24 protein-coding genes and 1 riboswitch are annotated in these 23,794 nt (G+C 59.9%); of the genes, 17 read left to right on the top strand and 7 right to left on the bottom strand.

What is annotated here, in order from left to right:
* The first annotated feature begins 10 nt into the window (after positions 1-10).
* The 4 genes from KUA11_RS07455 (at position 11) to KUA11_RS07440 (ending at position 3,341) form a co-directional block, all read left to right on the top strand.
* Positions 11-556 (top strand): dimethylamine monooxygenase subunit DmmA family protein, encoded by a 546-nt coding sequence (locus tag KUA11_RS07455; RefSeq protein ID WP_217409682.1) that lies wholly within the window; start codon positions 11-13, stop codon positions 554-556.
* Positions 549-1,499 (top strand): PDR/VanB family oxidoreductase, encoded by a 951-nt coding sequence (locus tag KUA11_RS07450; protein WP_217409681.1) that lies wholly within the window; start codon positions 549-551, stop codon positions 1,497-1,499. Before KUA11_RS07455 ends, KUA11_RS07450 begins: the two co-directional genes overlap by 8 nt.
* 11 nt (positions 1,500-1,510) lie before the next feature.
* Entirely contained in the window at positions 1,511-2,554 is a 1,044-nt protein-coding gene (locus tag KUA11_RS07445; protein ID WP_302480873.1) for a heme-dependent oxidative N-demethylase family protein, read from the top strand.
* Between the two features lie 223 nt (positions 2,555-2,777).
* Positions 2,778-3,341 (top strand): ferritin-like domain-containing protein, encoded by a 564-nt coding sequence (locus KUA11_RS07440; RefSeq protein ID WP_217409680.1) that lies wholly within the window; start codon positions 2,778-2,780, stop codon positions 3,339-3,341.
* Positions 3,342-3,392: 51 nt separating this feature from the next.
* Here the strand turns inward: KUA11_RS07440 and KUA11_RS07435 are convergent, their stop codons facing one another.
* The 3 genes from KUA11_RS07435 to KUA11_RS07425 form a co-directional block, all read right to left on the bottom strand.
* Complete coding sequence (locus tag KUA11_RS07435; RefSeq protein WP_217409679.1) at positions 3,393-4,361, bottom strand: mitochondrial fission ELM1 family protein; 969 nt, start codon at positions 4,359-4,361, stop codon at positions 3,393-3,395.
* Positions 4,362-4,438: 77 nt separating this feature from the next.
* Complete coding sequence (locus KUA11_RS07430; RefSeq protein ID WP_217409678.1) at positions 4,439-5,440, bottom strand: alpha/beta fold hydrolase; 1,002 nt, start codon at positions 5,438-5,440, stop codon at positions 4,439-4,441.
* Entirely contained in the window at positions 5,437-6,576 is a 1,140-nt protein-coding gene (locus tag KUA11_RS07425; RefSeq protein ID WP_254454742.1) for an SMP-30/gluconolactonase/LRE family protein, read from the bottom strand. The genes KUA11_RS07430 and KUA11_RS07425 overlap by 4 nt, the downstream gene beginning before the upstream one ends.
* Positions 6,577-6,770: 194 nt before the next feature.
* Here KUA11_RS07425 and eno point away from each other — a divergent pair, with 194 nt between their 5' ends.
* Positions 6,771-8,048 (top strand): phosphopyruvate hydratase, encoded by a 1,278-nt coding sequence (gene eno, locus KUA11_RS07420; RefSeq protein WP_217409677.1) that lies wholly within the window; start codon positions 6,771-6,773, stop codon positions 8,046-8,048.
* 177 nt (positions 8,049-8,225) lie between these two features.
* Complete coding sequence (locus KUA11_RS07415) at positions 8,226-8,555, top strand: FtsB family cell division protein (protein ID WP_217409676.1); 330 nt, start codon at positions 8,226-8,228, stop codon at positions 8,553-8,555.
* Positions 8,556-8,638: 83 nt separating this feature from the next.
* On the opposite strand, the gene rpmG is transcribed toward KUA11_RS07415, so the two are convergent.
* A complete protein-coding gene (gene rpmG / locus KUA11_RS07410) occupies positions 8,639-8,806 on the bottom strand; it encodes a 50S ribosomal protein L33 (RefSeq protein ID WP_166317178.1) in 168 nt (55 codons plus the stop codon).
* 160 nt (positions 8,807-8,966) lie between these two features.
* Here rpmG and KUA11_RS07405 point away from each other — a divergent pair, with 160 nt between their 5' ends.
* The 3 genes from KUA11_RS07405 to KUA11_RS07395 all read left to right on the top strand — a co-directional run bounded on the left by KUA11_RS07405 (position 8,967) and on the right by KUA11_RS07395 (position 11,934).
* Positions 8,967-10,172: a molybdopterin molybdotransferase MoeA gene (locus tag KUA11_RS07405; RefSeq protein ID WP_217409675.1), complete on the top strand. Its 1,206-nt coding sequence runs from the start codon at positions 8,967-8,969 to the stop codon at positions 10,170-10,172.
* 121 nt (positions 10,173-10,293) lie between these two features.
* Complete coding sequence (gene lexA / locus KUA11_RS07400; RefSeq protein ID WP_217409674.1) at positions 10,294-10,986, top strand: transcriptional repressor LexA; 693 nt, start codon at positions 10,294-10,296, stop codon at positions 10,984-10,986.
* A gap of 18 nt (positions 10,987-11,004) precedes the next feature.
* Complete coding sequence (locus tag KUA11_RS07395; protein ID WP_217409747.1) at positions 11,005-11,934, top strand: nucleoside hydrolase; 930 nt, start codon at positions 11,005-11,007, stop codon at positions 11,932-11,934.
* Between the two features lie 139 nt (positions 11,935-12,073).
* Here KUA11_RS07395 and dld read toward each other — a convergent pair whose 3' ends face one another.
* Both dld and KUA11_RS07385 read right to left on the bottom strand, forming a co-directional pair.
* Positions 12,074-13,789: a D-lactate dehydrogenase gene (gene dld / locus KUA11_RS07390; protein ID WP_217409673.1), complete on the bottom strand. Its 1,716-nt coding sequence runs from the start codon at positions 13,787-13,789 to the stop codon at positions 12,074-12,076.
* Between the two features lie 187 nt (positions 13,790-13,976).
* A complete protein-coding gene (locus KUA11_RS07385) occupies positions 13,977-14,876 on the bottom strand; it encodes a LysR substrate-binding domain-containing protein (protein WP_254454741.1) in 900 nt (299 codons plus the stop codon).
* Between the two features lie 136 nt (positions 14,877-15,012).
* Between KUA11_RS07385 and KUA11_RS07380 the strand changes: the two genes are divergently transcribed.
* The 3 genes from KUA11_RS07380 (at position 15,013) to wrbA (ending at position 17,196) form a co-directional block, all read left to right on the top strand.
* The gene (locus KUA11_RS07380; protein WP_217409671.1) at positions 15,013-15,888 is read left to right on the top strand and encodes a pirin family protein; all 876 of its coding nucleotides are present in this window, start codon (positions 15,013-15,015) and stop codon (positions 15,886-15,888) included.
* 65 nt (positions 15,889-15,953) lie between these two features.
* The gene (ycaC, locus tag KUA11_RS07375) at positions 15,954-16,580 is read left to right on the top strand and encodes an isochorismate family cysteine hydrolase YcaC (protein ID WP_217409670.1); all 627 of its coding nucleotides are present in this window, start codon (positions 15,954-15,956) and stop codon (positions 16,578-16,580) included.
* Positions 16,581-16,599: 19 nt separating this feature from the next.
* A complete protein-coding gene (gene wrbA, locus KUA11_RS07370; protein ID WP_217409669.1) occupies positions 16,600-17,196 on the top strand; it encodes an NAD(P)H:quinone oxidoreductase in 597 nt (198 codons plus the stop codon).
* Positions 17,197-17,226: 30 nt separating this feature from the next.
* On the opposite strand, the gene KUA11_RS07365 is transcribed toward wrbA, so the two are convergent.
* Positions 17,227-17,391: a hypothetical protein gene (locus KUA11_RS07365; protein ID WP_166317205.1), complete on the bottom strand. Its 165-nt coding sequence runs from the start codon at positions 17,389-17,391 to the stop codon at positions 17,227-17,229.
* 163 nt (positions 17,392-17,554) lie between these two features.
* Between KUA11_RS07365 and KUA11_RS07360 the strand changes: the two genes are divergently transcribed.
* The 5 genes from KUA11_RS07360 (at position 17,555) to gcvT (ending at position 23,740) form a co-directional block, all read left to right on the top strand.
* Positions 17,555-18,556 carry a Gfo/Idh/MocA family protein gene (locus tag KUA11_RS07360; RefSeq protein WP_217409746.1) on the top strand — a complete coding sequence of 334 codons (1,002 nt, stop codon included), beginning with the start codon at positions 17,555-17,557 and terminating at the stop codon, positions 18,554-18,556.
* A 209-nt stretch (positions 18,557-18,765) separates the two neighbouring features.
* Entirely contained in the window at positions 18,766-20,646 is a 1,881-nt protein-coding gene (locus KUA11_RS07355; RefSeq protein ID WP_217409745.1) for a ribonucleoside-diphosphate reductase subunit alpha, read from the top strand.
* Positions 20,647-20,856: 210 nt separating this feature from the next.
* Entirely contained in the window at positions 20,857-21,837 is a 981-nt protein-coding gene (locus KUA11_RS07350; RefSeq protein ID WP_217409668.1) for a ribonucleotide-diphosphate reductase subunit beta, read from the top strand.
* A gap of 35 nt (positions 21,838-21,872) precedes the next feature.
* Positions 21,873-22,238 (top strand): hypothetical protein, encoded by a 366-nt coding sequence (locus tag KUA11_RS07345; RefSeq protein WP_217409667.1) that lies wholly within the window; start codon positions 21,873-21,875, stop codon positions 22,236-22,238.
* Positions 22,239-22,361: 123 nt separating this feature from the next.
* Positions 22,362-22,449: riboswitch (glycine riboswitch) on the top strand.
* 157 nt (positions 22,450-22,606) lie between these two features.
* Positions 22,607-23,740: a glycine cleavage system aminomethyltransferase GcvT gene (gene gcvT, locus KUA11_RS07340; protein WP_217409666.1), complete on the top strand. Its 1,134-nt coding sequence runs from the start codon at positions 22,607-22,609 to the stop codon at positions 23,738-23,740.
* Positions 23,741-23,794 lie beyond the last annotated feature (54 nt).

Here is a 23,794-nt window from a genome sequence, read left to right as displayed (position 1 = left end):
AAAAGGTCTTATGGGGACAAGCGAGCTTCCGTACCGGCCTCTGACCTTTGATCCCGATGGACGGCGCCACCTGTTTGTCCGTGAAAACGTGACATTGGCGTTTCCGAAAGGTGAACGGCCTGCTGTGTTTGAAGTCTGGACCGTAGAGCGTAGCAGTCTGGTAAAGGCCGAGCCAAACGCATTTGATGTGCAGATGCGTTCTGCCGCCGATCTTCTTGAAAGGCTTGCATATCGCCTAGCGCATGAAAGGGTAGGGCTTCGATTGTATGCGGCTGGGCGGCCAGCTTTTCTCGCCCAAGTGGCGAAAGTCGCGGATGATGCAGGTCTGTGCAGTGGGGAAATCCTTCTTGATGAACCCGCTGGTTCCGAACGACGGGTATTCTGCGTGTATTGCGACACGCTTCATGACGGGGTGAGTGGCGACACGCTGGTGTGTCGGGGATGTGCTACGGAACTGTCCGTCCGGGACCATTATTCCCGTGTTCTCGGTGCCTATATGGGAGCGGGTGAACCGACAGTTGTGATTGAGGCGCTGGAGGCGATAACTCATGGTTGAACGAATGGGCTTCCCGGCGTTCATTGAGCGCGCTGAAAGCCTGACACCGACATTGCGACGATTTGTGCTCCGTGCGCAGGAGTCTACATTCCCGCCTGTGTCACCGGGAAGTTATGCCGCTCTTGAGTTCGGGGATGGAGAGAAGGTCTACAAGAACGCCTATTCTATTGTAGAGCGTTCAGAAGACGGACGGGAACTGACGGTGATTGTCCGTCTCGCACCGCAGTCACGGGGAGGTTCGCGGTTCCTGCATGAAAAAGGTCAGCCCGGACTGCCCGTGTGGATTGGAAGTGTGGCGAATCTTTTTCCGATTGTAAAAACGGCACGACGTCACCTGCTTCTTTCTGCTGGTATAGGAATCACTCCTTTTCTTTCCTATCTGAGAAAACTGCGTTCCATTGGGGCGGATTACACACTGCATCATTTCTGCCGGGCGGAAGAACGTTCAGCCTTCGAGGTATTGCTGGCAGATCAGGATCAGGTACGGGTTTCCGTTCACACCGAACTGCCTTCTGAAGTGGGCCTTGCTGACTGGCTGCAGGAGGAGGCAATTGCGACGCATGTCTATTTCTGCGGGCCTGAAGGATTCATGAAATGGGTGGAGGAAACCACACACTGGTGTGGTTTTGCTCCGGAGAAAGTGCATTCTGAACATTTCTTCGTGCCGGAGGGCGGACGGGCGTTTGAAGTCATTCTTGCTCGTAGTGGCCGTAGGGTGCCGGTCAGAGCGGATGAGACGCTGCTGGAAGCCTTGGAGCAGGCGGGTGTGAATGCTCCCTGCATGTGCCGTGGTGGTGCCTGTGGTGCCTGTGCCGTGACTGTGTTCGACGGACAGATAGACCATCGTGACCACGTGCTTACAGGGGCGGAGCGCGCTTCGGGCAATGTTATTCTTACCTGTGTGTCCCGTGCGAAAACGGACACGCTCACTCTTGATCTTTAAGGAGGCCAGTCATGAGTGACGAAATGCATGTCCAGGATAGCTACCGTCCTCCCTTCCATGTCGAAAATAGTGAGGAAACAATTCTCCGATTTCCTTTTCCATTTCCTGACGATGATTACATGTATTCGATGAATGTCGAACCGCATGTGCGTGGTGGTCCAGTGGAAGCCATGAGTCACACATTCGATGTCGATGAGCATTATATTGGTGAATGTGCAGAGAAAGCTCGTATTCTTGCGGAAGATCCCAAGCGCTGCATGGTTTTGCCGCATATGCGCGATGCAGAATGGGACTTCCTCGAACTTGGCATGGAGAGTCTGTCATCAGATTATCCCGAGCATTTCACTCTGAAAAAAAAGGGCAACGACTGGCACTGGGAAAATCATCTTTTGAACATCAGCCAATCTTTTGTGTTTGGCGACGAAACCACGCTTCCGCAAGCGCCTTTCGAATATATGGCAAGGCAGATGCAGGGAGATTTTACGCTTCATGACCAGCGTGAGAATGATCTGTGGATGGACGGCGGCATGGTTACATCGCAGGCGGATTGGTCTCTGAAATTCGATATGGGTATGTCTTTTCGCCAGTGGCATGCTCCGGTTCCCAAGGCCTCTGAAATGGGAATCTTTGATCGTGCTCTTAGGTTTCTATTGATGCTTCAGTACGGGCGTCCGGTCAGGCGTCTGAACTGGACGATGACGATTAATCCCCGGCTTGATACTTCTCCGGAAAATTATATGATTTGGGGAGAAGATCGTGCATCGGTCACACCTGTAAATGTCGCGGAGAAGGTACATCTGCGCGTAGAGCTTCAGACGCTCTATCGTTTGCCACGCTCAAATGCAGTCCTTTTCGCAATTCGCTGCTACCTGCTGCCGATAAAAGACATCATGACAGTGCCAAAGTGGCGGAAACGTCTGCATCGCGTCCTGCGCGATCTTGATCCAGCTTTGGCCTCCTATAAAGGACTGGATCTTTATCGCCCCACGGTTGTCGAGTTTTTACGTCCATATGATGATGGTGCGCCGTTATCAGTTGGTATCCAGCCTGTATAAAAAACCCGCCGTCTCCGGATGAAAGCTAAGCCTTGGAACTGGCAGGAATGATTTGAGGTCCAATTAATACTTAAGTATCTGGATCAAAATCAGCTAAAAATATGCAATATTTTATTGTTTATAATAAAAATCATTTGCATGTGGGAATTTCTCTCATTCTGCATGCAACCTTTCGACATCCTGACGTTACAAATATATCCGCTCAATCAAGAGGAAACTTAATATGCCAACCGATACTGCCAACGCCTTTCTGTCGGATGTGAAAACACTGCGCGAGCGGGCGAAAAAATCCCTCGACGATGGTGCGGTGATGCCCTCTTACAAGGGTGATGTGAAGAAGACAGTCGAATTACTACAAGCTGTTGTGGCGACTGAACTTGTCTGTGTCCTGCGTTATACGATGCATTCGATTTCCGTTGAGGGCCTGACAAGCGAAAGTGTTGGAGCAGAGTTTGCGGAGCACGCCGCATCCGAGCGCAAACATATGTTGGCGGCGGCTCAGCGCATTGATCAGCTTGGCGGCGTACCGAATTTCAACCCGGAAGGGCTGGCTACACGTTCGGCCACCGAATACGGAGATGGCGGAAATCTTGTCGAAATGGTCAAGCAGGATCTGATTGCCGAACGCATCGTTATCGAACATTATCAGGAACTGATCCGTTATTTCGGTGACAACGATCCGACAACACGTATCATGTTGGAAGGCTTTCTTGCCGATGAGGAAGACCATGCGACCGATCTGCACGATCTTCTGGTGGCGCATGAAGGAAAGCCGTTTCTATCATGATGGTATAAGCCATTTTTATGACTTGAGCTTGACGGCTCCGGTCACTTCTCCTCAAATATCGTCACGCAACAAATGCCTCAATCCCAGACGTTGACACATGTCGCGTGCGAGCATCGGAGTGTCGTCCAGCGGCGTAACGTCCCAGTGTTCCAAATCGTTTTCAAAGTAACGAATACGTCCGCATTCGCGTAGTGTTTCGAGAAACAGACCGATCCTGCGGGACTTTCCCTCAAGCGTCTGTACATACACAGGTGCGGGTCCGGCGACGGCTTCCGAGACCATCGACACGCTGTCTGCCGTCACCACCAACCAGTCAGCGCAGGCAATCAGTCCGCGATAGGGGTTGTTCTCGCCCGCGCTCCAGAGAGTACCTCCTGAATGTTCCACGGCTTTACGCAATACATTTGTCTGGACTGTGCCTGTTCGACGTGAGGTAGTGACAAACAGATCGGCATCTACCTTGCGTGCAGCCCGTACGAGATGTTGCGCAAAACGGGAAGCGTCCTCTGGATCGAACCGAAAGCGTCCGTTCGCTCCCCCAATAAGAGCGGCGAGTAGCGGTCGACCGAAAGTCGAACGCAACTTTCCACTCCATTCCTGATGAGCCTGCGCGAGCTTTTGTGGAGTCAGGCCGTGCAGGGCCGTCCGGCCAAGCAGCACATTGGGCCCGCTAATCTCGTCATGATAGTTGGCGATCACGAGATCAAAGCGGTTCAAGGGCATGCGGGGGTTCTGGATTTGCACCACTCTGTGCTGCTGCCGACGGAGTGCTGCTCCGACCGCACCGCCTTTTCCCGCCACGCTGAACACAAGCTCGGACGGCTCCAGCCGTGGTGTTTCAGAAAGAGCGCGCAAAGGGGCGGTCCACAGACGTGAGGGCAGGTATCGCATCAGTCCGCTTGGCTGCACAGCATGAAACCGGGAAGGGAGCGCCAGGTACTCTGCCAGTCCGAACGCCTGCGAGCGCATCCCCGCCAGATCCTCGGCCACCACGGCCACACGCGATGGCGACATTGTCATGATGGATGGGGATCCTTTCGGTGAAGCCTGAAAGTCCTTTCTTGGCCTTTTTCCGCTTTAAAAGGAACAGGCCGTTCTCAGTGCTCCAGTATCTCGAACAGGCGCGCATGAAACACCGCCGGATCCTGTATCTGCGGCGCATGGCCAAGAGTAGGAAACTCCACCAGTCGCGCTCTGGGAATGGCGGCAACAGCTGCGCGTCCCAACTCGGGGTAGTGCCCGAGTTGCGCCCGTACGTCCGGCGGCGCTCCCTCGGCGCCAATCGCGGTGATGTCGCGATCACCGATCATCAGCACTGTCGGCACATGCAGGTTGGGAAACTCCTGCACCACAGGTTGCGTGAAAATCATGTCGTAGAGGCGCGCAGAGTTCCATGCCACGGCGTCCCCCTCAGGACTACGATACATGCCCGCCAGCATTTGCACCCATCTCTCCCATGCCGGATTCCATTTCCCGTCGTAATAGACGCGGCGCTCATAGGCGCGGATGGCGTCGGCTGTTTTGCCTCGCTCACCGGCATACCACTCATCAATCGTGCGATAAGGCACACCCTTCGCCTGCCAGTTCTCCAGCCCGACCGGATCGACCAGTACAAGCTGCTGCACGTCTCGCGGGAACATCAGTGCATATCGGACAGCCAGCATCCCGCCTGTCGAATGACCGATCAGAACAGGATGCTCGACGTCCAGTGAGAGCAGAAGGTCATGTGTGTTGGTGGCAAGCTGCGCGAAGGAAAACTGATAGTTGTCGGGTTTGGATGATGTGCAGAAGCCAATCTGATCGGGTGCGATCACGCGCCAGCCTGCCCGCACGAGCGCGCGGATGGTCGTCTCCCAAGTCGCTGCGCAGAAATTCTTGCCGTGTAGCAGCATAGCCACTCGACCATTTGGATGCGCCGGACGCACATCCATGTAGTTCATCTCCACCATCTGGCGCTGGGACGAAAAGCGATAGGTTTTCAGTGGCCATGGAGAGGCAAAGCCTTCCAGACGCGGGCCATAAACCGGCGCTTCGGTGGCAAGGGCGCGTCCACCCAGAACAAGCGCCGTGATGCACAGAAAGCGTGAAACCCACTTCATCCTTCCACGGCTCCTCCAAGTGCAATGCGGCCCTGTTGCGTGGGCAGATGCATTTTCAGCACGAGAAATGGTGCTTCGGTCGCGTCATGCCCTTCATTGAACATGGCCAGCCGCTCGATCTGCGAGCAGGGCACATACAGCGTGCGATTGCGGTCGATGAAGAGCGCATCCGGTGAAATCAGGCGCGGGTCCGTGACCAGAATTTCCTCATGACCATCGGGGGCGAGGACGGTGATACGACCATGCTCGGCATCGGAAAGATAGATATTGTCGTGCGTGTCGATGCAGGTGCCCCCGATGCTCGGGATGTCCTTCACCACGCGCACATCGCGGACGACACTGGCGTCGCTCCGGCGTGTATCCAGCAGCGCATTGACCGCAATCCGTTTCAGCGGTCCGGCGGGCACGGAAAACCAGAACCATTTTCCGGCCGCGTCCACCTCAAGCATATCGCTTTGCACCTGTGGCCGCTTCCCGGTGTCATCGCGCAGGATACGGCCGCCAAGACCACGGTGCAGATACTTCTCATCATTGCGCATCACCGCCTGTCCTGACAGCCGACGAAGCATTCCGCCTGTCATGAAATCGTAGATGATCACGCCTCCCAGACCGCTGTCGGTCACAAACAGAAAATTGCCGTGGATACGCAGATCATTGAACTGGGCGCCGGGGGGCATGATGCGCGGAGGAAAACGGAGGATGTTCCGAACAGTGCCGGTGCGCGGGTCGATCTGCACCAGCTTCTGCGCGCCCGGTTGCGGTGTCTGGCCGGGTGGGGCGCCCTGATCCACGACCCATAATGTGCCGTCACGGAAAATGTGAATGGTGTTGACCATGACAAAGGCATGGGTGCCATCGTCTCCCGGCTTCCAGTCGTTCCAGCCCTTGCCGGGAAAGGGGCGCAGCGTGCCGTCGCTGAGCACCTGCGCCACCGACATGGACGATTCCATGCCGGGAAAGCGGGGAAGGCCGAGAAACAGAACGCCCTCCGGCGTCACGGCGGCAGCGCTGCACAGGGTGGGCGCGCGCGCCGCTACGGTCAGGCAGCGCGAATCTGTGGCCATGGCCGTGCGAGCACCCATGGCGAGGCCGATGACGCCTCCCATGATCTCCCGGCGACCCAGACGAGGCGACATGACGTTTCTCCCTCTCTTGATGGCCGACAGAGCAAGCGGCGTGCGTCTTCAACGGGAAAGAGTTCGTGTGGTTCGAAAACGCGCGGGGATTTCCGGTTGACAACCTCTTGTGGCGGTCCCTCTAAGGGACGGGCGCCGTTCGCTCGGGCGAAGGGCGTCCAACAAGAAGAATGCAACCAGTCAGGGGCACATCCATGAGCGCCATCGTTGACATCATCGCCCGCGAGATTCTCGACAGTCGCGGCAATCCCACGGTCGAGGTCGAGGTCGAACTGGCTTCCGGCGCGCGAGGACGCGCAGCCGTTCCTTCCGGCGCCTCCACCGGCGCGCATGAGGCCGTCGAACTGCGCGATGGCGACAAGTCCCGCTTTGGCGGCAAGGGCGTGCTTCAGGCCTGCGAGAATGTCGAGAACGAAATCTTCCCTACTCTTGAGGGCGCGGATTCGCAGGACCAGATCGACATCGATAACGCGATGATCGATCTTGATGGCACACCCAACAAAAGCCGCATGGGCGCGAATGCCATTCTTGGTGTGTCGCTGGCTGTGGCCAAGGCGTCCGCCATCGAACTGAACCTGCCGCTGTATCGCTATATCGGTGGTCCTTTCGCGCACACCCTGCCCGTGCCGATGATGAACATCATCAACGGCGGGGAGCACGCAGACAATCCGATCGACATTCAGGAGTTCATGATCCAGCCCGTCGGCGCGCCGACCGTGGCGGACGCAGTGCGCTGGGGCTCGGAGATTTTCCAGCAGCTCAAGAAGGCGCTCTCGGAAGCCGGTCTCTCCACCAATGTGGGCGATGAGGGTGGCTTTGCCCCCAACCTTGGCTCTGCTGACGAAGCTCTGTCCTACATCACCCGCGCTGTGGAAGCAGCGGGCTATCGTCCCGGAGAGGATGTGACCTTCGCACTCGATTGCGCCGCGACCGAGTATTACAAGGACGGCAAGTATGTGCTGGCGGGCGAGGGCAAGACGCTCGATGCCGGTGGCGTCGTGGCCTATCTGGAAGACCTGACCAAGCGTTATCCCATCGTCTCGATCGAAGACGGTCTGGCCGAGGATGACTGGGAGGGCTGGTCCCTGCTCACGGCCGCTCTCGGCAAGAAGATCCAGCTCGTGGGTGACGATCTGTTCGTGACCAATCCCGAGCGTCTGGCGCGCGGGATCGAGGCGGGGATTGCCAACTCGCTGCTGGTGAAGGCCAACCAGATTGGCACGTTGACCGAGACGCTGGCGGCCATCGAGATGGCGCATCGTGCGGGCTACACCTGCGTGATGAGCCACCGTTCGGGCGAGACCGAAGACACCACCATCGCCGATCTCGCGGTTGCCACGAACTGCGGTCAGATCAAGACCGGTTCGCTGTGTCGCTCCGACCGCACGGCGAAATATAACCAGCTCATCCGTATTGAGCAGGAACTGGCGACAGCGGCGGCCTATGCCGGGCGCACCATCCTCAAAAAGTAAGATTTCCCGCTCTGTCCTCTCTCATTGGGAGGACAGCGTCTGTTGCCGCGATCCATCACGATGACGGAAAGTTCCGTTGATTGTTCGTTGTGCCTTTTTTAAGCCACATCTTGCGATACGTTTGGAGACAGGCTTCAACACCTGTTTAGTCTTGTCCCCTGGAGGTTTCGAATCGCAATGCAGCTGGGCCGCATGTTCCGACGCGCCGCAAACGCGGTTCTTCCTCCTTCTCTTTTTCTCGCTCTTACCGGGTATTTTGGGTGGCAGGTCACGCAGGGTGATCATGGCATGCGCGCCTATACCCAGCAGCTGGCACTTCTGGACGAGGCCCGGCAGTCTCAGTCCAATGCCGTGCAGGAACAGGCGGCGTGGCGCCGGCGTGTGGCGGGGCTGAGTGAAAGCTCCCTGAACGGGGATATTCTCGATGAACGGGCACGGGCGATGCTCAATCTTGCCAACCCCAACGACATTGTCGTGCCGTACGACAAGCACGACCAGCTTTACTGAAGACGTTCCGTTCGCTGGATACGAAAAAGGCGCTGTCCCATCGGGACAGCGCCTTTTTCTTGGCTTACGCGGAACCGCGCAGCTTATTTGATCTTCGCCTCACGAAAGACGACGTGCTTGCGCGCGACGGGGTCGTACTTCTTGAGTTCCATCTTGCCCGTGTGCGCACGTGCGTTCTTCTTGGTGACGTAGAAATATCCGGTGTCCGCGGAGGAGACGAGCCGGATCTGGATGACGTTGGTCTTTGCCATGAGATCCTCGGAATCGTGCCTGACCGCAGGTCCGGATTTGCACCCCTGATCGCGGCCGTGGTTCAAGTTCGGCGCAAATTGCGCATCTGGGGCCGTCTGGTCAAGCTTTCCCTTGCCGGAAAGGGCGACAGACCCCGAAATTAATGTCGAAAGGCCGCTTATGATCGAGGTTTCGGAAGCCCTCACGCGAATCCTGTCCACTATCGCGCCCCTTGGCATTGAAACGGTCTCGCTCATGGACGCGACGGGACGTATCTGCGCGGCACCTGTCCTTGCGTGCCTTTCCAATCCGCCCGTCGCTGTCTCCGCCATGGATGGCTATGCCGTGCGCACCGCCGATGCCACGACTGGTGCAACGCTGCGGGTAATCGGGGAGGCGCCGGCGGGCCATCCCTCCGGTCTGAGCGTGACAGACGGCACCTGCCTGCGGATTTTTACCGGCAGTGCGATCCCCGCCGGGGCAGACAGTGTGCTCATTCAGGAAAACACCATCCGCGCGGGCGAGCGGATCACGGTCACGGAAGGCGTGACGGCCGGACGCTTCATCCGCCCGCAGGGGCTGGATTTCGTGAAGGGACAGATCCTGGTGCCAGCGGGCAGACGGTTGAGCGCTCGTGACATAGGACTGGCGGCGGCGGGAAATTGCCCGTGGCTTACGGTGCGCCGTCGTCCGCGCGTGGCCATTCTCAGCACGGGCGATGAGATTGTGCTGCCCGGCGAGACGCCGCCGCCCGGCTCCATCGTTGGGTCCGCCGCATTCATGCTCGCCGCCCTCCTGCGGCGCGCGGGCGCTGAGCCTGTGATTCTGCCCGTGGCTCGCGACACACCCGTGTCGCTGCGCGAGGCTACGTCGGGTCTGGGCGCCATCGATCTGCTGCTCACCATCGGTGGGGCCAGTGTGGGCGACTACGATCTGGTGAAATCGGCCTTGGGCGAAGAAGGGCTGGTGACGGATTTCTGGAAGATCGCCATGCGTCCGGGCAAGCCGCTGATGTTCGGGCATCTTGGTGCCACCCCCGTCATCGGTCTGCCCGGTAATCCGGTGGCGGCCTTTGTGTGCAGCGTGGTCTTTGTGCTTCCGGCCCTGCGTGCCATGACGGGTGAAATCGTGTCCGATGATGGTACCGAACCGGCCGTTCTGGGCTGTGACGTTCCTGCCAACGATCGCCGTTTAGACCATCTGCGTGCGACGCTAGTGCGCCAGCCGGACGGCACACTGCTGGCCACGCCGTTCGCACGTCAGGACTCGTCCATGATGGCGCCGCTCGCCGCCTGTGATGCGCTGGTGCTGCGTGAACCGCATGCCGCTGCCGCCCAAAAGGGAGAGGTCTGTCGGATCATCCGTTTCGGGACTTTCGCGGATTGAGCCACTCCTCCTTTGTGTAAAAAGGATGCGGCACCCATCTCTCACATTGACCTGAAACCGGAACCAACATAGAACAAACGAACGTTTTTCCTCATCCCCAACCGAGACAGGGGGCCGGTCGATGCTCACCCGCAAACAGCATGAACTGCTGCTGTTCATCGATTCCCATCTGCGACAGACGGGTTTCTCACCTTCTTTCGATGAGATGAAGGACGCCCTCGGCCTGAAGTCGAAATCCGGCATTCACCGTCTGATTTCGGCCCTTGAGGAACGCGGCTTCATCCAGCGCCGTCACAATCGTGCTCGTGCGCTGGAAGTGCTGCGGTTGCCGGAGGTCGAGAACGAGACGGTGCCCACGCGCTCGCTCAACGTGATTCGGGGGGACTTCTCCAAGCGCCTGACCGGTGTGCGTACGGGAGAGGCTGCGGCTTCCGTTCATCTGCCGCTCTATGGCCGCATCGCGGCCGGCCTGCCCATCGAAGCGCTGCGTGATGACGGGGCGCAGGTGGAGGTGCCCGTGGCTCTGCTGGGCTCGGGCGATCACTACGCGCTGGAGGTGGCGGGTGACTCCATGATCGACGCGGGGATTCTCAATGGTGACACCGTCATCATCCGCCGAACGGACACAGCCGAGAGTGGAAAGATCGTCGTGGCCCTGATCGACGAGGCCGAGGTTACGCTCAAGCGTCTGCGCCGCCGTGGCAACACCATAGCGCTCGAGGCGGCCAATCCGGCCTATGAGACCCGTATCGTCCCGGCGGAGCGGCTCAAGATTCAGGGCCAGCTTGTGGGTCTTCTGCGCCGTTATCACTAAGAGAGCAGGCCGATGCCGATGAAAATCATCATCGACACCGATCCCGGTCAGGACGACGCCCTGACCATTCTGCTTGCCCTGGCCAGCCCCGAAATCGACCTGCTGGGCGTGACCACCGTTTCGGGCAATGTCGGGGTGGAACAGGCCACCACCAATGCTCTCAAGACAGTGGAATTGGCGGGACGACCGGATATTCCCGTTCATGCGGGAGCCGACAGACCGTTGTTGCGCGCGCCCGTCAATGCCACCCATGTGCATGGGCGCACCGGGTTCGAAGGCGCGGATCTTCCTGCTCCTGCTGTAAAACCCAGCCCTGAACATGCGGTCGATTTCCTGATTCGCACCGTGATGGCGCACGAGCCGGGGGCGATCACCGTCTGCGCCATCGGCCCCATGACCAATCTGGCGCTTGCCCTGTCCCGCGAGCCCGCTCTGCGGTCTCGTCTGGGACGGATCGTCACCATGTCGGGCGCGTTCTCGGAGGTGGGGAATATCACCCCCTGTGCCGAATTCAACATATATGTGGACCCGCAGGCCGCGGCCATCGTGCTGGAATCAGGTGTGCCGATCACCATGCTGCCGCTGGACGTGACGCACACTCTGCACACCTCCGCCGCCCGGCTTGCGCGCATTCGTGCTATTCCCAATCGCATCGGGCCGGTGGTGGCGGACTGGCTGGCGTTCGAGAAGCGGTTCGAAGCCACGAAATACGGCACCGATGGTGGACCGTTACATGATCCCAACACGGTGCTGTGGCTGTTGCGCCCCGACCTTTATCGTGGACGCGAGGTCAATGTGCGTGTGGAAACAGGCAGTGAACTGACCATGGGCATGACGGTGGTGGACTGGTGGCAGATCACCGATCTGCCGCGCAATGTGCTGTTCCTGCGTCATTGCGAGGTTGAGGCGGCTTACGAGGTCATCATCGATCGTCTCGGCCGTCTGTAAGGATTGCTCTTGTCCCGCCAAAGGCCGATGCCTTTGGAAACCAATGATTACTAAAATAGCAGGGCGAAGGGATCATTGATCACTTCCGGGTCCGGGCAGAACCCGGTCCCTTCCCAACTGCGGATGGAAAACGGAAGCGTCAGACGCTTTCCGCAACCCAGTTCTTGCGCTTGGTCGCCTTGCCGATGCCCGGATTCATGCAATTGCACGGGTCCAGTTCACGGTAATGCGCGAGCATGTTGTCGGGCGCTTGATAGAGATGGCCCACATTGTGTTCCGCCGGATAGCGCGCACCGCGCGCGTCCAGACCGGGCAGCATTTCGTGCTCCACGGCCATGGCGTTGTAGCCCTTCTTCACCACGTAGTCCTGATGCATTACATGGCACAGGAAATGCCCGTAATAGAGCTTCACGATCAGCTTGTTCTCGATTTCGGCGGGAAGTTTCTCGAACCAGTTGCGATCGTTGCGGCGCAGTGCGACGTCCAGCGCCACGATGTCTTCCGCTTCCTTGTGATGCACCGCGCGGTAGCGCACGGCCGCACCTGCGGCGGCGAAGCGGTGCAGGAAGGCGCGTGTGCCTTCATCGGGCGTGCATTCAAAAAACTCGCCGGTCGCTTTGCCGAAATACGTCTTGAGATAGTCTCGCATCGGTCCGGCCAGTTCGGCTGAGACCTTGAGCATCAGATGGTGCTCGAAGCGGTCACGGTAGTCCAGCATCCGCTTGGGAAGTTGCTGTGGCAGCACGGTGCTGATCGCCTGCATGATCCGGTCACTCAGATGATCGGGCAGGAAGCTGAACTTTTGCGCGAAGATGTCGAAGCGCGACTTCATGGCGAACATCTTCGGCAGGAACTTGGTGCCGAAATAACGGATGACCGCAAACGTGTCCTTGCCGTATTTCTCGGCAATGTTGAACGCATCGCGGTGGATGTATTCACCCGCGATGGGCAGTTCCTCGAACCCCGTCAGCACATGGCGACGCAGGTCTTCCAGTTCATCCGTGCTGTTGGAGCCGATATAGAACACGGAGGTGTTCTTGTGCGCCTCGAAGGTGTCGAGGCGTACGGCGAAAACCACCAACTTGCCCGCGCAGCCTGCCGCGTCATGCCAGCGGGCCGGGTCGGCGTTGAAGCGGGCGGGTGTGTCGGCGTCGATTTCACGCACATGGGTGATGTAGTTGTCATCATGACCGCGTCCGGCATGCCAGTCGATGTCAGCAGCCGGGAAATCGCCCGCTTCCAACCGTGTGAGAATGGTTTCGGGATCATTGCCAAGCTGGATGCCCAGATGGTTGACCAGCCGCAGCTTGCCGTCCGCGCCCACCTGCCCGAACACGGCCATTTCCGTGTAAGCGGGTCCACGTTGCACCAGCGCACCGCCCGAGTTGTTGCTCACGCCGCCCAGCACGGACGCGCCGATACAGGATGAGCCGATGACTGAATGCGGCTCGCGCCCGATAGCCGCCAGCTTTTCTTCCAGTTCATACAGCCGCGCGCCGGGCAGGCAGACGACCTGCTTGCCGTCACCGATCAGGAAGGACTTGTCGATCCGCACCGTGCTGACCAGCACGATATCGCGGTCGTAATTATTGCCGTCAGGTGTGGAGCCGCCGGTCAGGCCGGTGTTGGCCGCCTGCATGATGAGAATCTTGTCAGCATCCACGCAGGCCTGCGCGATTTTCCACAGTTCGATCAGCGAGCCGGGCTGCACCACGGCCAGCACCTTGCCTGCGCCGAAGCGGAAACCGTGCGTGAAGCGGTAAGTCGATTCCTCGCTCGTGAAGATGTGCGCGTGGCCCACCACGCTGCGCAGTTGGGAGAGAAGGGCATCATTGCCCGCCGTCTGGGTCGTCATCGGTCAAATCTTCCTCATGCGGACAGGCATCTGGGGATGCGGTGTGGACCTGCCTGTCTTGGTCCGGGCGGCATGGGACCGCTCGTGTTGCCGCACTGGCCTCTGAGGCCTGTATGTGGGCATTTTCTTGGGATTTTCCCAATATCGCCACGCGCATGGGTGGGAGTGAGCCATGCACGCGCGGCACTTACTCCTGTGAGGGGAAGGCGTCCAGCCGCTGGGCCGCGCACGCATGCGCCAGAAAATCCACCAGCGCGCGCACCGACGGCAGAAGACCACGCCGGGAAGGAAACACGGCATGAACCAGCCCCACCGGCGGCCGCCAGTCCGGCAGCACGGAGACAAGCCGCCCATGGGCGAGGTCATCATGCACCATCAGGGTGGGCAGTTGCGCCATGCCCACCCCTGCAAGAGCCGCGTCACGCAGCACCGCCAGATCGTCCGTGGTCAGGCGTGGACGATAGGGCACCCGTGCGTGTTCGCCGCCCGCATGGTGCAAATCCCACGCATGATCGTCCAGCAATGAGGTCCAGCCGATGGCGGGCAGCGCCCCCAGATCGGCGGGGGAGGCCAGGGGCGCTGACAGCAGATGGGGGCTGGCGACGAGGCACTGGGTGCTGTCATCAAGTTTGCGCATCACAAGATCGGATGGGGCGAGCGGAGGAAAGCGCACGCGGATGGCGAGGTCGAAACCCTCTGCGATCACGTCCACCCGGCGGTTGGTGGCTTCCAGCCGGATATCCACCGCCGGGTTTTCCACCATAAAGCGGCTGATGAGCGCGCCAAACTGAAAGCTCAGCAGCGTGACCGGGCAACTCATGCGGATCAGACCGCGCGGCTCATCCCGGGCTTCCGCCACGACAAGCTCGGCGCTTTCGGCTTCCACCAGCATCGCGAGGCAGCGGTCGTAATAGGCGCGACCGATGTCGGTGACGGAAAAATGGCGTGAGGAACGGTTGAGCAGGCGCACGCCCAGCCGGTCTTCCAGAAGGGCCATGCGGCGACTCAGCTTGGACTTCTGTTGGCCCAGAGCGCGTCCGGCGGCTGCGAAACCGCCGTGATCCACCACGGCGACAAACAGCGCCATGTCGTTGAGGTCAATCATCGTTGCGAAAATAGGACGCTGCGTCGGGAATGACAAACTTCTGGCATGATCGTTGCGTTCCTATGTTGTTTGTCAGGCGGTCTCAGCAAAGAGGTGGGCCACATCGGAGGACAGGATCATGAGCACGACCAAAACGGTTCTCGGCCGCTACGGCAATGATCGCGGCCATTGGGTGGGGGACGGTTTCCCCGTCCGTTCGCTTTTCTCCTATGGTAGCCTCGGTGAGCACATCAGCCCGTTCCTGCTTCTGGACTACGCGGGACCGCATCACTTCGAGCCGACCACGGCGCGGCGCGGCGTGGGCCAGCATCCCCATCGCGGTTTCGAGACGGTGACCATCGTCTATGACGGCCAGGTGAAGCACCGGGACTCGGCGGGACATGGCGGCGTCATCGGGCCGGGCGATGTGCAGTGGATGACGGCGGGTGGCGGTATCCTGCATGAGGAATACCACTCCCCGGCGTTCGCCAAGACGGGTGGTCCGTTCCGCATGGTGCAGCTGTGGGTCAATCTGCCCGCGAAGGACAAGATGACCCCCGGCGGCTATCAGGCCATCACGTCCGACACCATTCCTGTGGTGGATCTTCCGGACGGGGCGGGCACGGCGCGGGTGATTGCGGGTGAGTTCATGGGCCACAAGGGGCCTGCGCGCACCTTCTCGCCCGTCAATGTCTGGGACATACGCCTCAAGCGCGGAGCAGACGTGATACTGGATCTGCCGGAAGGTCACACCTCCATGGTGGTGGATCTCAGTGGCCGGATCACCGTGGCGGGCAGTGAGAGCGCCCACGACGCGGAGGTGCTGCTGCTCAGCCGTGAGGGCGAGAGCGTCTCGCTCCATGCGCAGGACGACGCCACGCTGCTGATCCTCACCGGACAGCCGTTGAACGAACCGATCGCGGGATACGGCCCCTTTGTGATGAACACGGAGGCCGAAATCCAGCAGGCCATCGCGGATGTCCGCAATGGCACCTTCGCGAAGGCGACGACCTGAGACGCGGGCCTCTCTCCCATCGTGGAGAGAGGCCCGTTTTCTTTTCACTTCAGGAGACCCGTTCCATGACTCAATCCTACAATCGTCTGAATAGGGAAGACGCCGCCGTCCTTCTGGTCGATCACCAGACTGGTCTGCTCTCGCTCGTGCGTGATATCGAGCCCGATCGTTTTCGCAACAATGTGCTCGCGACCGCGGGACTCGCCCGTTACTTTGGGCTGCCCACCATTCTGACGATCAGTTTCGAGGATGGACCCAACGGCCCGCTCGTGTCGGAACTCAAGGAGATGTTTCCCGATGCGCCCTATATCGCCCGTCCGGGGCAGATCAACGCATGGGATAACGAAGATTTCGTCAGGGCGGTGAAGGCGACGGGCAAGAAGCAGTTGATCATCGCTGGGGTAGTGACGGAAGTGTGCGTGGCGTTTCCGACCCTGTCCGCACTGGCCGAAGGATTTGACGTGTTCGTGGTGACGGACGCGTCAGGCACTTTCAACGATATCACCCGTAACGCCGCATGGAGCCGGATGCAGGCGGCTGGGGCGCAGCTCATGAGCTGGTTTGCCGTGGCGGGCGAACTGCACCGGGACTGGCGTAACGATATCGAGGGGCTGGGCAAGCTGTTTGCAGCTCATATCCCGGACTACAGCAACCTGATGACCTCTTTTGCTGCGCAGGCAGCGTCTCGCTGAACAGGAGAGATTTGTTCCCATGACGAAAGTGCTCGTTCTCTATTATTCGACCTATGGTCACATCGAGACCATGGCGCAGGCCGTGGTCGAAGGCGCGCGCAGCGCGGGCGCGGATGTGGACATCCGTCGCGTACCGGAATTGGTGCCCGAAGACGTGGCGCGTGCCAGTCATTTCAAGCTGGATCAGACCGCCCCCATCGCCGACCCAGCGGAGCTTCCGAATTACGACGCCATCATTGTCGGAGCGCCGACGCGTTTCGGGCGCATGCCCTCGCAGATGGCGCAGTTCTGGGATCGCACTGGTGGCCTGTGGGCTAAGGGCGCGCTGGAAGGCAAGGTCGGCGCGGCCTTTACCTCCACTGCCAGTCAGCACGGTGGACAGGAGACGACGCTGTTTTCCATCCTGACCAACCTGCTGCACCATGGCCTCATCATCTGCGGCCTACCTTACAGCTTCAGTGAGCAGGCACGTGTCGATGAAGTCACGGGCGGCTCGCCCTATGGCGCGACCACCATTGCGAACGGGGACGGCTCCCGCCAGCCAAGCCAGACCGAGCTGGACGGTGCGAAATATCTCGGTGCCCATGTGGCGAAGATTGCTGCCAAGCTGGCCTGAACGAGCGGGGCGGGGCTCGGGCCTTGTCCCTCAGTCGTGATTGCGGGCCACCACCGCGTTGGCCTCGCGGATGGCACGGGCTTCATCGCCCGTATGCTCCAGCCGCTCGTTGGCGACCTTGACCCACAGTTCCCGCAGATGCGGTGTGTCGGCCTTATGCGTGTGCTTTTCGGCATCGTCGACGGTCCACGGCATGGCGTGATCCTTTTGGTATGTGGAAACCTTTTCCCTTCAACATCCCTGCCGCCCGCAGGTTGCGGCAAGTCCTGTCCCGGCAGGGCAGACATCCGCGCTCTTTTCCCCGTGCCCCGCGCGTGCTTGCCTGCGCTCCGGTTCATGAACGGATTCGGGTGATGTGATGGTCAACGCCGCTGCTCCAGCTACCTTGCGCGTCGGGCTCGTGGGATGCGGACATTTCGGCCGTTTTCATGCCCTGAAATCAGCCGCCAGCCCGCGTGAGACGCTGGTGGGCGTGTTCGATCCCGATCCGGTTCGGGCCGCTGCGCTGGCAAAAGAATCGCGTTCGCAGGTGTTCGACGATCTCGACGCGCTGTTTGCGGCCGTGGACGCCGTCATCATCGCCGCTCCCGCCGAGATGCATTTCCGGCTGGCTGAACTGGCGTTGCGGGCGGGGCGGCACGTGCTGGTGGAAAAGCCGATGGCGGCCACGCTGGCGGAGGTGGACGAACTCATCACGTTGGCGGCCAATGCGGGCCGTGTGCTTCAGGTCGGGCATCTGCTGCGCTACTCGGCGGAATATGAAGCCATTACGCATCGTATCCGTCGCCCTCTCTATATCGAGGCGACCCGCATCGCGCCGTTCAAGCCGCGTGGAACGGATGTGTCGGTCATTCTCGATCTGATGATCCACGATCTGGACCTCATTCTCGCCATCGTGGACAGCGATATCGAGCAGGTAGACGCCATCGGGGCCGCCGTCAGTTCCGAGCATGAGGATATTGCCAATGCGCGGGTACGATTCGCCAATGGATGCGTTGCCACCATCACGGCTAGCCGGATTTCGCTCAAGACCGAGCGCAAGATGCGGCTGTTTTCCGAGGAAGGGTATCTTTCCGCCGATTTCGGCAAACGGGAACTGGTGCTGATCGGGCGTGAGGCCGGGATGCCACTTCCCGGCACGGGCGGATTTCGACGAGAAGCGGCGTCTTGGAAAGAGCATGATTCGCTGGAGGCCGAGCACGCCGGGTTTGTGGCGTCGTGCCTCGACGGGGTGCCGGTGGGTGTGGATGGCGCGGCCGGTCGGCGCGCTCTGGCGGCGGCGCTGGCGGTGGGGGAAGGGATTGCTGAGTCACGGCGTCGGATGGAGATTTCGGGGCTTATTGGAGCGGCGAAAAAATAACGTTCCAAGGATTTTCGCAGTCGCCTGCGGGCGACGCGGACGGAGACGGTGCGTCAAGCATTTTTTAAACTCGACCCCTATATCTTGTGCTGGTAAACGTCGGCCAACCGACATGTTGTGTCGGTTGGCCGTTTTGATGCCTCTGCGTCCGGCTCGTCACAGACCGTTCATTGCCGCACGAATGGAGCCGTTTTAAGGTGAGCCTGATCATGGACAAGTCCGAGATTTCCGCCGCTCATCTGGATGACGAGGGCAGCCTGTTCGAGGCGGATATGCTCGACGATATTGTCCAGCTTCCCGGCCACCACCCCGTGCGCGTGGACCGTTCGCGCGATGCGCTGCTGACCGATTTCGGCAAGGCCACGCTCAACAACCGCTACCTCCTGCCTGATGAAGGGTTTCAGGATCTGTTCGCCCGTGTCGCGTCCTATTACGGGGCAGACGCCGCGCATGCCCAGCGCCTGTACGATTACATCTCGCGCCACTGGTTCATGCCCGCGACGCCGGTTCTCTCCAATGGCGGCACTTCGCGCGGCCTGCCCATTTCCTGCTTCCTCAACGAAGCGTCCGACAGTCTTGATGGTATTGTGGGGCTGTGGAACGAAAACGTCTGGCTGGCTTCGCGTGGCGGCGGCATCGGGTCCTATTGGGGCAATCTGCGCTCCATCGGTGAGAATGTGGGCCGCAACGGCAAGACCTCGGGCGTGATCCCCTTCATCCGCGTGATGGACAGCCTGACGCTGGCCATCTCGCAGGGATCGCTGCGGCGTGGTTCGGCGGCGGTGTATCTGCCGGTCTGGCATCCCGAGATCGAGGAATTCATCGAGATGCGTCGCCCCACCGGCGGCGACCCGAACCGCAAGGCGCTGAACCTGCACCACGGCGTGCTGGTGCCTGACGAATTCATGCGCGCGGTCGAGACGGATGACGAATGGGCGTTGCGCTCCCCCAAGAGCGGCGAGGTGATCCGCAAGATTTCCGCGCGCGCGCTGTGGATCCGTATCCTCACGGCTCGCATGGAGCAGGGCGAACCCTACATCATCTATTCCGATCACGTGAACAACGCGCGGCCCCAGCACCACAAGCTGGCGGGACTTGAGGTCAAGACTTCCAATCTCTGCGCCGAGATCACGCTGCCCACCGGCATCGATCATCACGGCAAGGAACGCACGGCTGTCTGCTGTCTCTCTTCCCTCAATCTTGAGACATGGGACGAGTGGAAAGACAATCCTCAGTTCATTGAGGACGTCATGTTGTTCCTCGACAATGTGTTGCAGGACTTCATCGACAAGGCCCCGAAAGAGATGCACCGCGCGGCCTATGCCGCCATGCGCGAGCGTTCGGTCGGCATGGGCGTGATGGGCTTCCATTCTTTTCTACAGGCCCGCAACATCCCGTTCGAGAGCGTGATGGCCAAGGTCTGGAATCGCAAGATTTTCAAGCATATTCGCGAGCAGGCGGATACGGCGTCGAAGCATCTGGCCGAGACGCGCGGCGCGTGTCCCGATGCAGCCGAGTATGGTGTGATGGAGCGTTTCTCCAACAAGATGGCGATCGCGCCGACGGCGTCGATTTCCATCATCGCGGGCAACGCAAGCCCCGGCATCGAGCCGATCGCGGCCAATGTGTTCCTGCAGAAGACGCTCTCGGGTTCCTTCTCGGTGCGAAACCGTCACCTGAAGAAGCTTCTGGCCGAAAAAGGGCAAGACAATGAGGAAATCTGGTCCTCCATCACCCTGAACAAGGGCAGCGTGCAGCATCTGGATTTCCTCAGTCAGGACGAGAAGGACGTCTTCAAGACGGCTTTCGAACTGGATCAGCGCTGGGTGGTCGAGCACGCGGCGGATCGTGCGCCGTTTATCTGTCAGGCGCAGTCGGTCAATCTGTTCCTGCCGGCCAATGTTCACAAGCGTGATCTGCACCAGATCCACTATCAGGCGTGGAAGAAGGGCGTGAAATCGCTCTATTACTGCCGTTCGCTTTCCATCCAGCGTGCGGACACGGTGAGCAATCTGGACCAGCGGGTGAAAACCGAGACGCCTGCAGCGTCCGCTGGTGGGAATTACGAGGAATGCCTCGCCTGCCAGTAAGGCTTTGGGCGAAGACACGAGGCTTGGAGCGTGGGCGTGAGCCGACGCTTTTCGTGTGTACGTGAAACACGAAAATCCCTGAAAATTAGGTGCCTTTACCGCTTCATATAATGTGGAAATGGGCGCCCCTTCCCGGTATGAACCGGAGAAACACTCCCTCGTGCGACATCGGCCTCGCGCCGGATGCCGCCTGTCAGCCACGGGTGCTCCATGACCGCTGAAAAGAACTTCGATCTCCTCACACCGAGCGCGTCCTACAAGCCGTTTCGGTATCCGTGGGCATATGAAGCGTGGAAGGTTCAGCAGTCCCTGCACTGGCTGCCCGAGGAGATTCCGCTCGGCGATGATGTCAAGGACTGGAACAACAATCTGACGGAGACCGAGAAATATCTGGTCACGCAGATTTTCCGTCTCTTCACGCAGCAGGACACCGAGGTCGAGAACGCCTATATCGACCTCTACATGCCGCGCTTCAAACCGACCGAAGTTCGCATGATGCTGTCCGCCTTCACCAACATGGAAAGCATCCATCAGGCAGCCTATTCGCACCTGCTCGACACCATCGGCATGCCCGAGACGGAATACGCAGCCTTCCTCGAATACGAGGCGATGGCGGCCAAGCACGAATTCCTCAAGCGCTTCAACATGGATGACCACTACAACACGGCGCTTTCCATGGCTGTGTTCGCGGGGTTCACGGAAGGGCTTCAGCTTTTCGCGTCGTTCGCCATGCTGCTGAACTTCCCGCGCCACAACCTCATGAAGGGCATGGGGCAGGTCGTCACATGGTCTGTGCGTGACGAGACGCTGCACGTCCTGTCCATCACGCAGCTCTTCAAGACCTATATGTCCGAGTTCGGGCATCTGATCGACAAGAAGGGTGTGGCCGCCGCGATCCATACGGCGTGTGAAGAGATCGTCACCAATGAGGATCGCTTCATCGATCTGGCGTTCGCCATGGGGCCGGTGAAGGGGCTGACCGCCGATGAGGTGAAGCAGTATATCCGCTTCATCGCCAACCGACGTCTCGACGGGATGGATCTGGCGCCGATTTATGACGTGCCGAAAAATCCGCTGCCGTGGATCGACGATATGATGAATGCCGTCGAGCACACCAACTTCTTCGAGAACCGCTCCACCGAATACAGTCGCGCGTCCACGCTGGGCACGTGGGAAGAAGCCTTCGCCTGATCTTGAGGAAGTCCTCCCAAAGTTGAGGGGGTCGCATGGTTGATTATGGCCGCCGTTGCGATGATCTGGCGCAGGGACTCACCTCCGAAGAGCCGGAGGCGCCGCATCAGGGCGCGCGACGGCTTTCGCGGCGGCTGCTCGCTCTGGCCCACCAGGCGTGCGATCAGGGCGAACTGGATGTGGCGCGGATGCTTCTGGAGGCCACAGAGACGGTTTTCACTCGGCGCCGGGAATACGAAGGGGCGGTGGGACGGCGTCTGGGCGAGCAGATCGCGCTGGCCTATGAGCGCTGGTGGAAACTGAGCAACCCACCTGAGGAGAAAACCCAGAAGGAAGTAGCGTGGTCGTTTGCCAGTGTGCGCAAGATGCTGCTTTCCGGCCCCGATACGGATGTGTGTTGAGCGGCCCGATGGCGTGGCAATGGCCGTTTCTCATTCTCTGAGTGTGCCGTGGAGCGGTCTTCCTGTTGTCCTTCTCTTCATCGAAGATTCGTTTGACAGCGTAATGGCGGAGTGCAAGATCAGCCTGTCGCAGCGGGAGAGACTGGCCCTGTGCCAGCGCCGAAGGAGCAACCGCCCTGGAATCTCTCAGGCAGAAGGACCCTGCGACGGAAATTTCTGGAGAGTGGTGCATCAGGCACCCGCCGACGGGATAGCGATCTCAGGCAAACGGACAGAAGGGGCGCGCAACTGAGCCGGATCATCCGGTAGGTGAGGAGCGTTCCCATGTCGTCGAATCTGTTCGTTTTCCGTTTTGCCGAGGTGTCCGCATGAGCGAGACACTTCACCATACTCCCCTCTTTTCCCTGCACGAGACGCTTGGCGCGCGCATGGTGCCGTTCGCAGGCTATGCCATGCCGCTGCAATATGCCGACGGCATCATGGCCGAGCATCTGCATACGCGGGCGCATGCCGGTCTGTTCGACGTCTCGCATATGGGGCAGGTGATTGTCCGCCCCAGAGACGGCGATATGGCGAGTGCCGCGCGCGCACTGGAACGGATCGTTCCGGTGGATGTGCTCGGCCTGAAACGTGGCCGTCAGCGCTATGGTTTTCTTACGAATGCGCAGGGCGGGATTCTCGACGATCTCATGATTGCCAATCTGGGCGATCGGTTCCTCGTGGTGGTGAATGCTGCCTGCAAGGCGCAGGACATCGCGCTGATGGAAAAGGCGCTTGTGCCGGACTGCGCGGTTGACGTGCTGACGGATCGTGGCCTTCTGGCTCTTCAGGGACCGGAGGCGGAGAAGGTTCTCGCGCGGTTGCTGCCGGTGGTGGCCACCATGAAGTTCATGGATGTGCGCAACGAAACATTGGAAGGCGTGGACGTGATCGTCGCACGCTCGGGTTACACGGGAGAGGATGGTTTCGAGATCAGTGTGCCGGCTCTGGCGGCCGATCACATCGCCCGACTGCTGTTGGCGGAACCGGAAGTAAAACCCGTGGGTTTGGGCGCGCGTGACAGTCTGCGGCTGGAAGCGGGCCTGTGCCTCTACGGCGCCGATCTGGACACGACCACCACGCCGGTCGAGGGCGCGTTGGAGTGGGCTATCCAGAAAGCCCGTCGGCATGGCGGTGCGCGGGAGGGCGGCTTTCCCGGTGCGGAAGTGGTGTTGAAGCAGCTTGAGGAAGGCGCTGGACGCCGCCGGGTTGGCTTGCTGGCCGAAGGGCGTGCACCCATCCGTCACGGTGCAGCGCTGTTTGCCGCAGTTGAAGGCGGAGAGCCGGTTGGTCTCGTTACGTCGGGTGCGTTCGGACCGTCTCTGAAGGCGCCGGTCGCGATGGGATATGTGTCAACCGCCTTGGCCGTTCCCGGTACGCAACTGTTTGCTGAACTGCGTGGACGACGTGTGCCGGTGAAGGTAGCAGCCATGCCGTTTGTGCCGGCGGGATTCAAGCGCTGAATCTGTGTGGTTGGGAAACATCCTGACTCAATAATGATATTTCCAGCTCTGCTT

This window comes from Acetobacter estunensis (assembly GCF_019083805.1).
Taxonomy (GTDB): domain Bacteria; phylum Pseudomonadota; class Alphaproteobacteria; order Acetobacterales; family Acetobacteraceae; genus Acetobacter; species Acetobacter estunensis_A.
The sequence above is the reverse complement of the archived record's forward strand: the minus strand, read 5'-3'. Positions and strand labels throughout refer to the sequence as shown.

Coding starts and splice junctions, on each gene's coding strand:
- KUA11_RS07450 (WP_217409681.1), top strand. CDS start 549: ATGGTTGAACGAATGGGCTTCCCGGCGTTCATTGAGCGCGCTGAAAGC.
- ycaC (WP_217409670.1), top strand. CDS start 15,954: ATGACTCAATCCTACAATCGTCTGAATAGGGAAGACGCCGCCGTCCTT.
- KUA11_RS07430 (WP_217409678.1), bottom strand. CDS start 5,440: ATGAAGTGGGTTTCACGCTTTCTGTGCATCACGGCGCTTGTTCTGGGT.
- eno (WP_217409677.1), top strand. CDS start 6,771: ATGAGCGCCATCGTTGACATCATCGCCCGCGAGATTCTCGACAGTCGC.
- KUA11_RS07425 (WP_254454742.1), bottom strand. CDS start 6,576: ATGTCGCCTCGTCTGGGTCGCCGGGAGATCATGGGAGGCGTCATCGGC.
- dld (WP_217409673.1), bottom strand. CDS start 13,789: ATGACGACCCAGACGGCGGGCAATGATGCCCTTCTCTCCCAACTGCGC.
- KUA11_RS07395 (WP_217409747.1), top strand. CDS start 11,005: ATGAAAATCATCATCGACACCGATCCCGGTCAGGACGACGCCCTGACC.
- KUA11_RS07440 (WP_217409680.1), top strand. CDS start 2,778: ATGCCAACCGATACTGCCAACGCCTTTCTGTCGGATGTGAAAACACTG.
- KUA11_RS07445 (WP_302480873.1), top strand. CDS start 1,511: ATGAGTGACGAAATGCATGTCCAGGATAGCTACCGTCCTCCCTTCCAT.
- KUA11_RS07380 (WP_217409671.1), top strand. CDS start 15,013: ATGAGCACGACCAAAACGGTTCTCGGCCGCTACGGCAATGATCGCGGC.
- KUA11_RS07365 (WP_166317205.1), bottom strand. CDS start 17,391: ATGCCGTGGACCGTCGACGATGCCGAAAAGCACACGCATAAGGCCGAC.
- KUA11_RS07345 (WP_217409667.1), top strand. CDS start 21,873: ATGGTTGATTATGGCCGCCGTTGCGATGATCTGGCGCAGGGACTCACC.
- gcvT (WP_217409666.1), top strand. CDS start 22,607: ATGAGCGAGACACTTCACCATACTCCCCTCTTTTCCCTGCACGAGACG.
- KUA11_RS07385 (WP_254454741.1), bottom strand. CDS start 14,876: ATGGCGCTGTTTGTCGCCGTGGTGGATCACGGCGGTTTCGCAGCCGCC.
- KUA11_RS07415 (WP_217409676.1), top strand. CDS start 8,226: ATGCAGCTGGGCCGCATGTTCCGACGCGCCGCAAACGCGGTTCTTCCT.
- KUA11_RS07350 (WP_217409668.1), top strand. CDS start 20,857: ATGACCGCTGAAAAGAACTTCGATCTCCTCACACCGAGCGCGTCCTAC.
- KUA11_RS07455 (WP_217409682.1), top strand. CDS start 11: ATGGGGACAAGCGAGCTTCCGTACCGGCCTCTGACCTTTGATCCCGAT.
- KUA11_RS07435 (WP_217409679.1), bottom strand. CDS start 4,361: ATGACAATGTCGCCATCGCGTGTGGCCGTGGTGGCCGAGGATCTGGCG.
- wrbA (WP_217409669.1), top strand. CDS start 16,600: ATGACGAAAGTGCTCGTTCTCTATTATTCGACCTATGGTCACATCGAG.
- lexA (WP_217409674.1), top strand. CDS start 10,294: ATGCTCACCCGCAAACAGCATGAACTGCTGCTGTTCATCGATTCCCAT.
- KUA11_RS07405 (WP_217409675.1), top strand. CDS start 8,967: ATGATCGAGGTTTCGGAAGCCCTCACGCGAATCCTGTCCACTATCGCG.
- rpmG (WP_166317178.1), bottom strand. CDS start 8,806: ATGGCAAAGACCAACGTCATCCAGATCCGGCTCGTCTCCTCCGCGGAC.
- KUA11_RS07355 (WP_217409745.1), top strand. CDS start 18,766: ATGGACAAGTCCGAGATTTCCGCCGCTCATCTGGATGACGAGGGCAGC.
- KUA11_RS07360 (WP_217409746.1), top strand. CDS start 17,555: ATGGTCAACGCCGCTGCTCCAGCTACCTTGCGCGTCGGGCTCGTGGGA.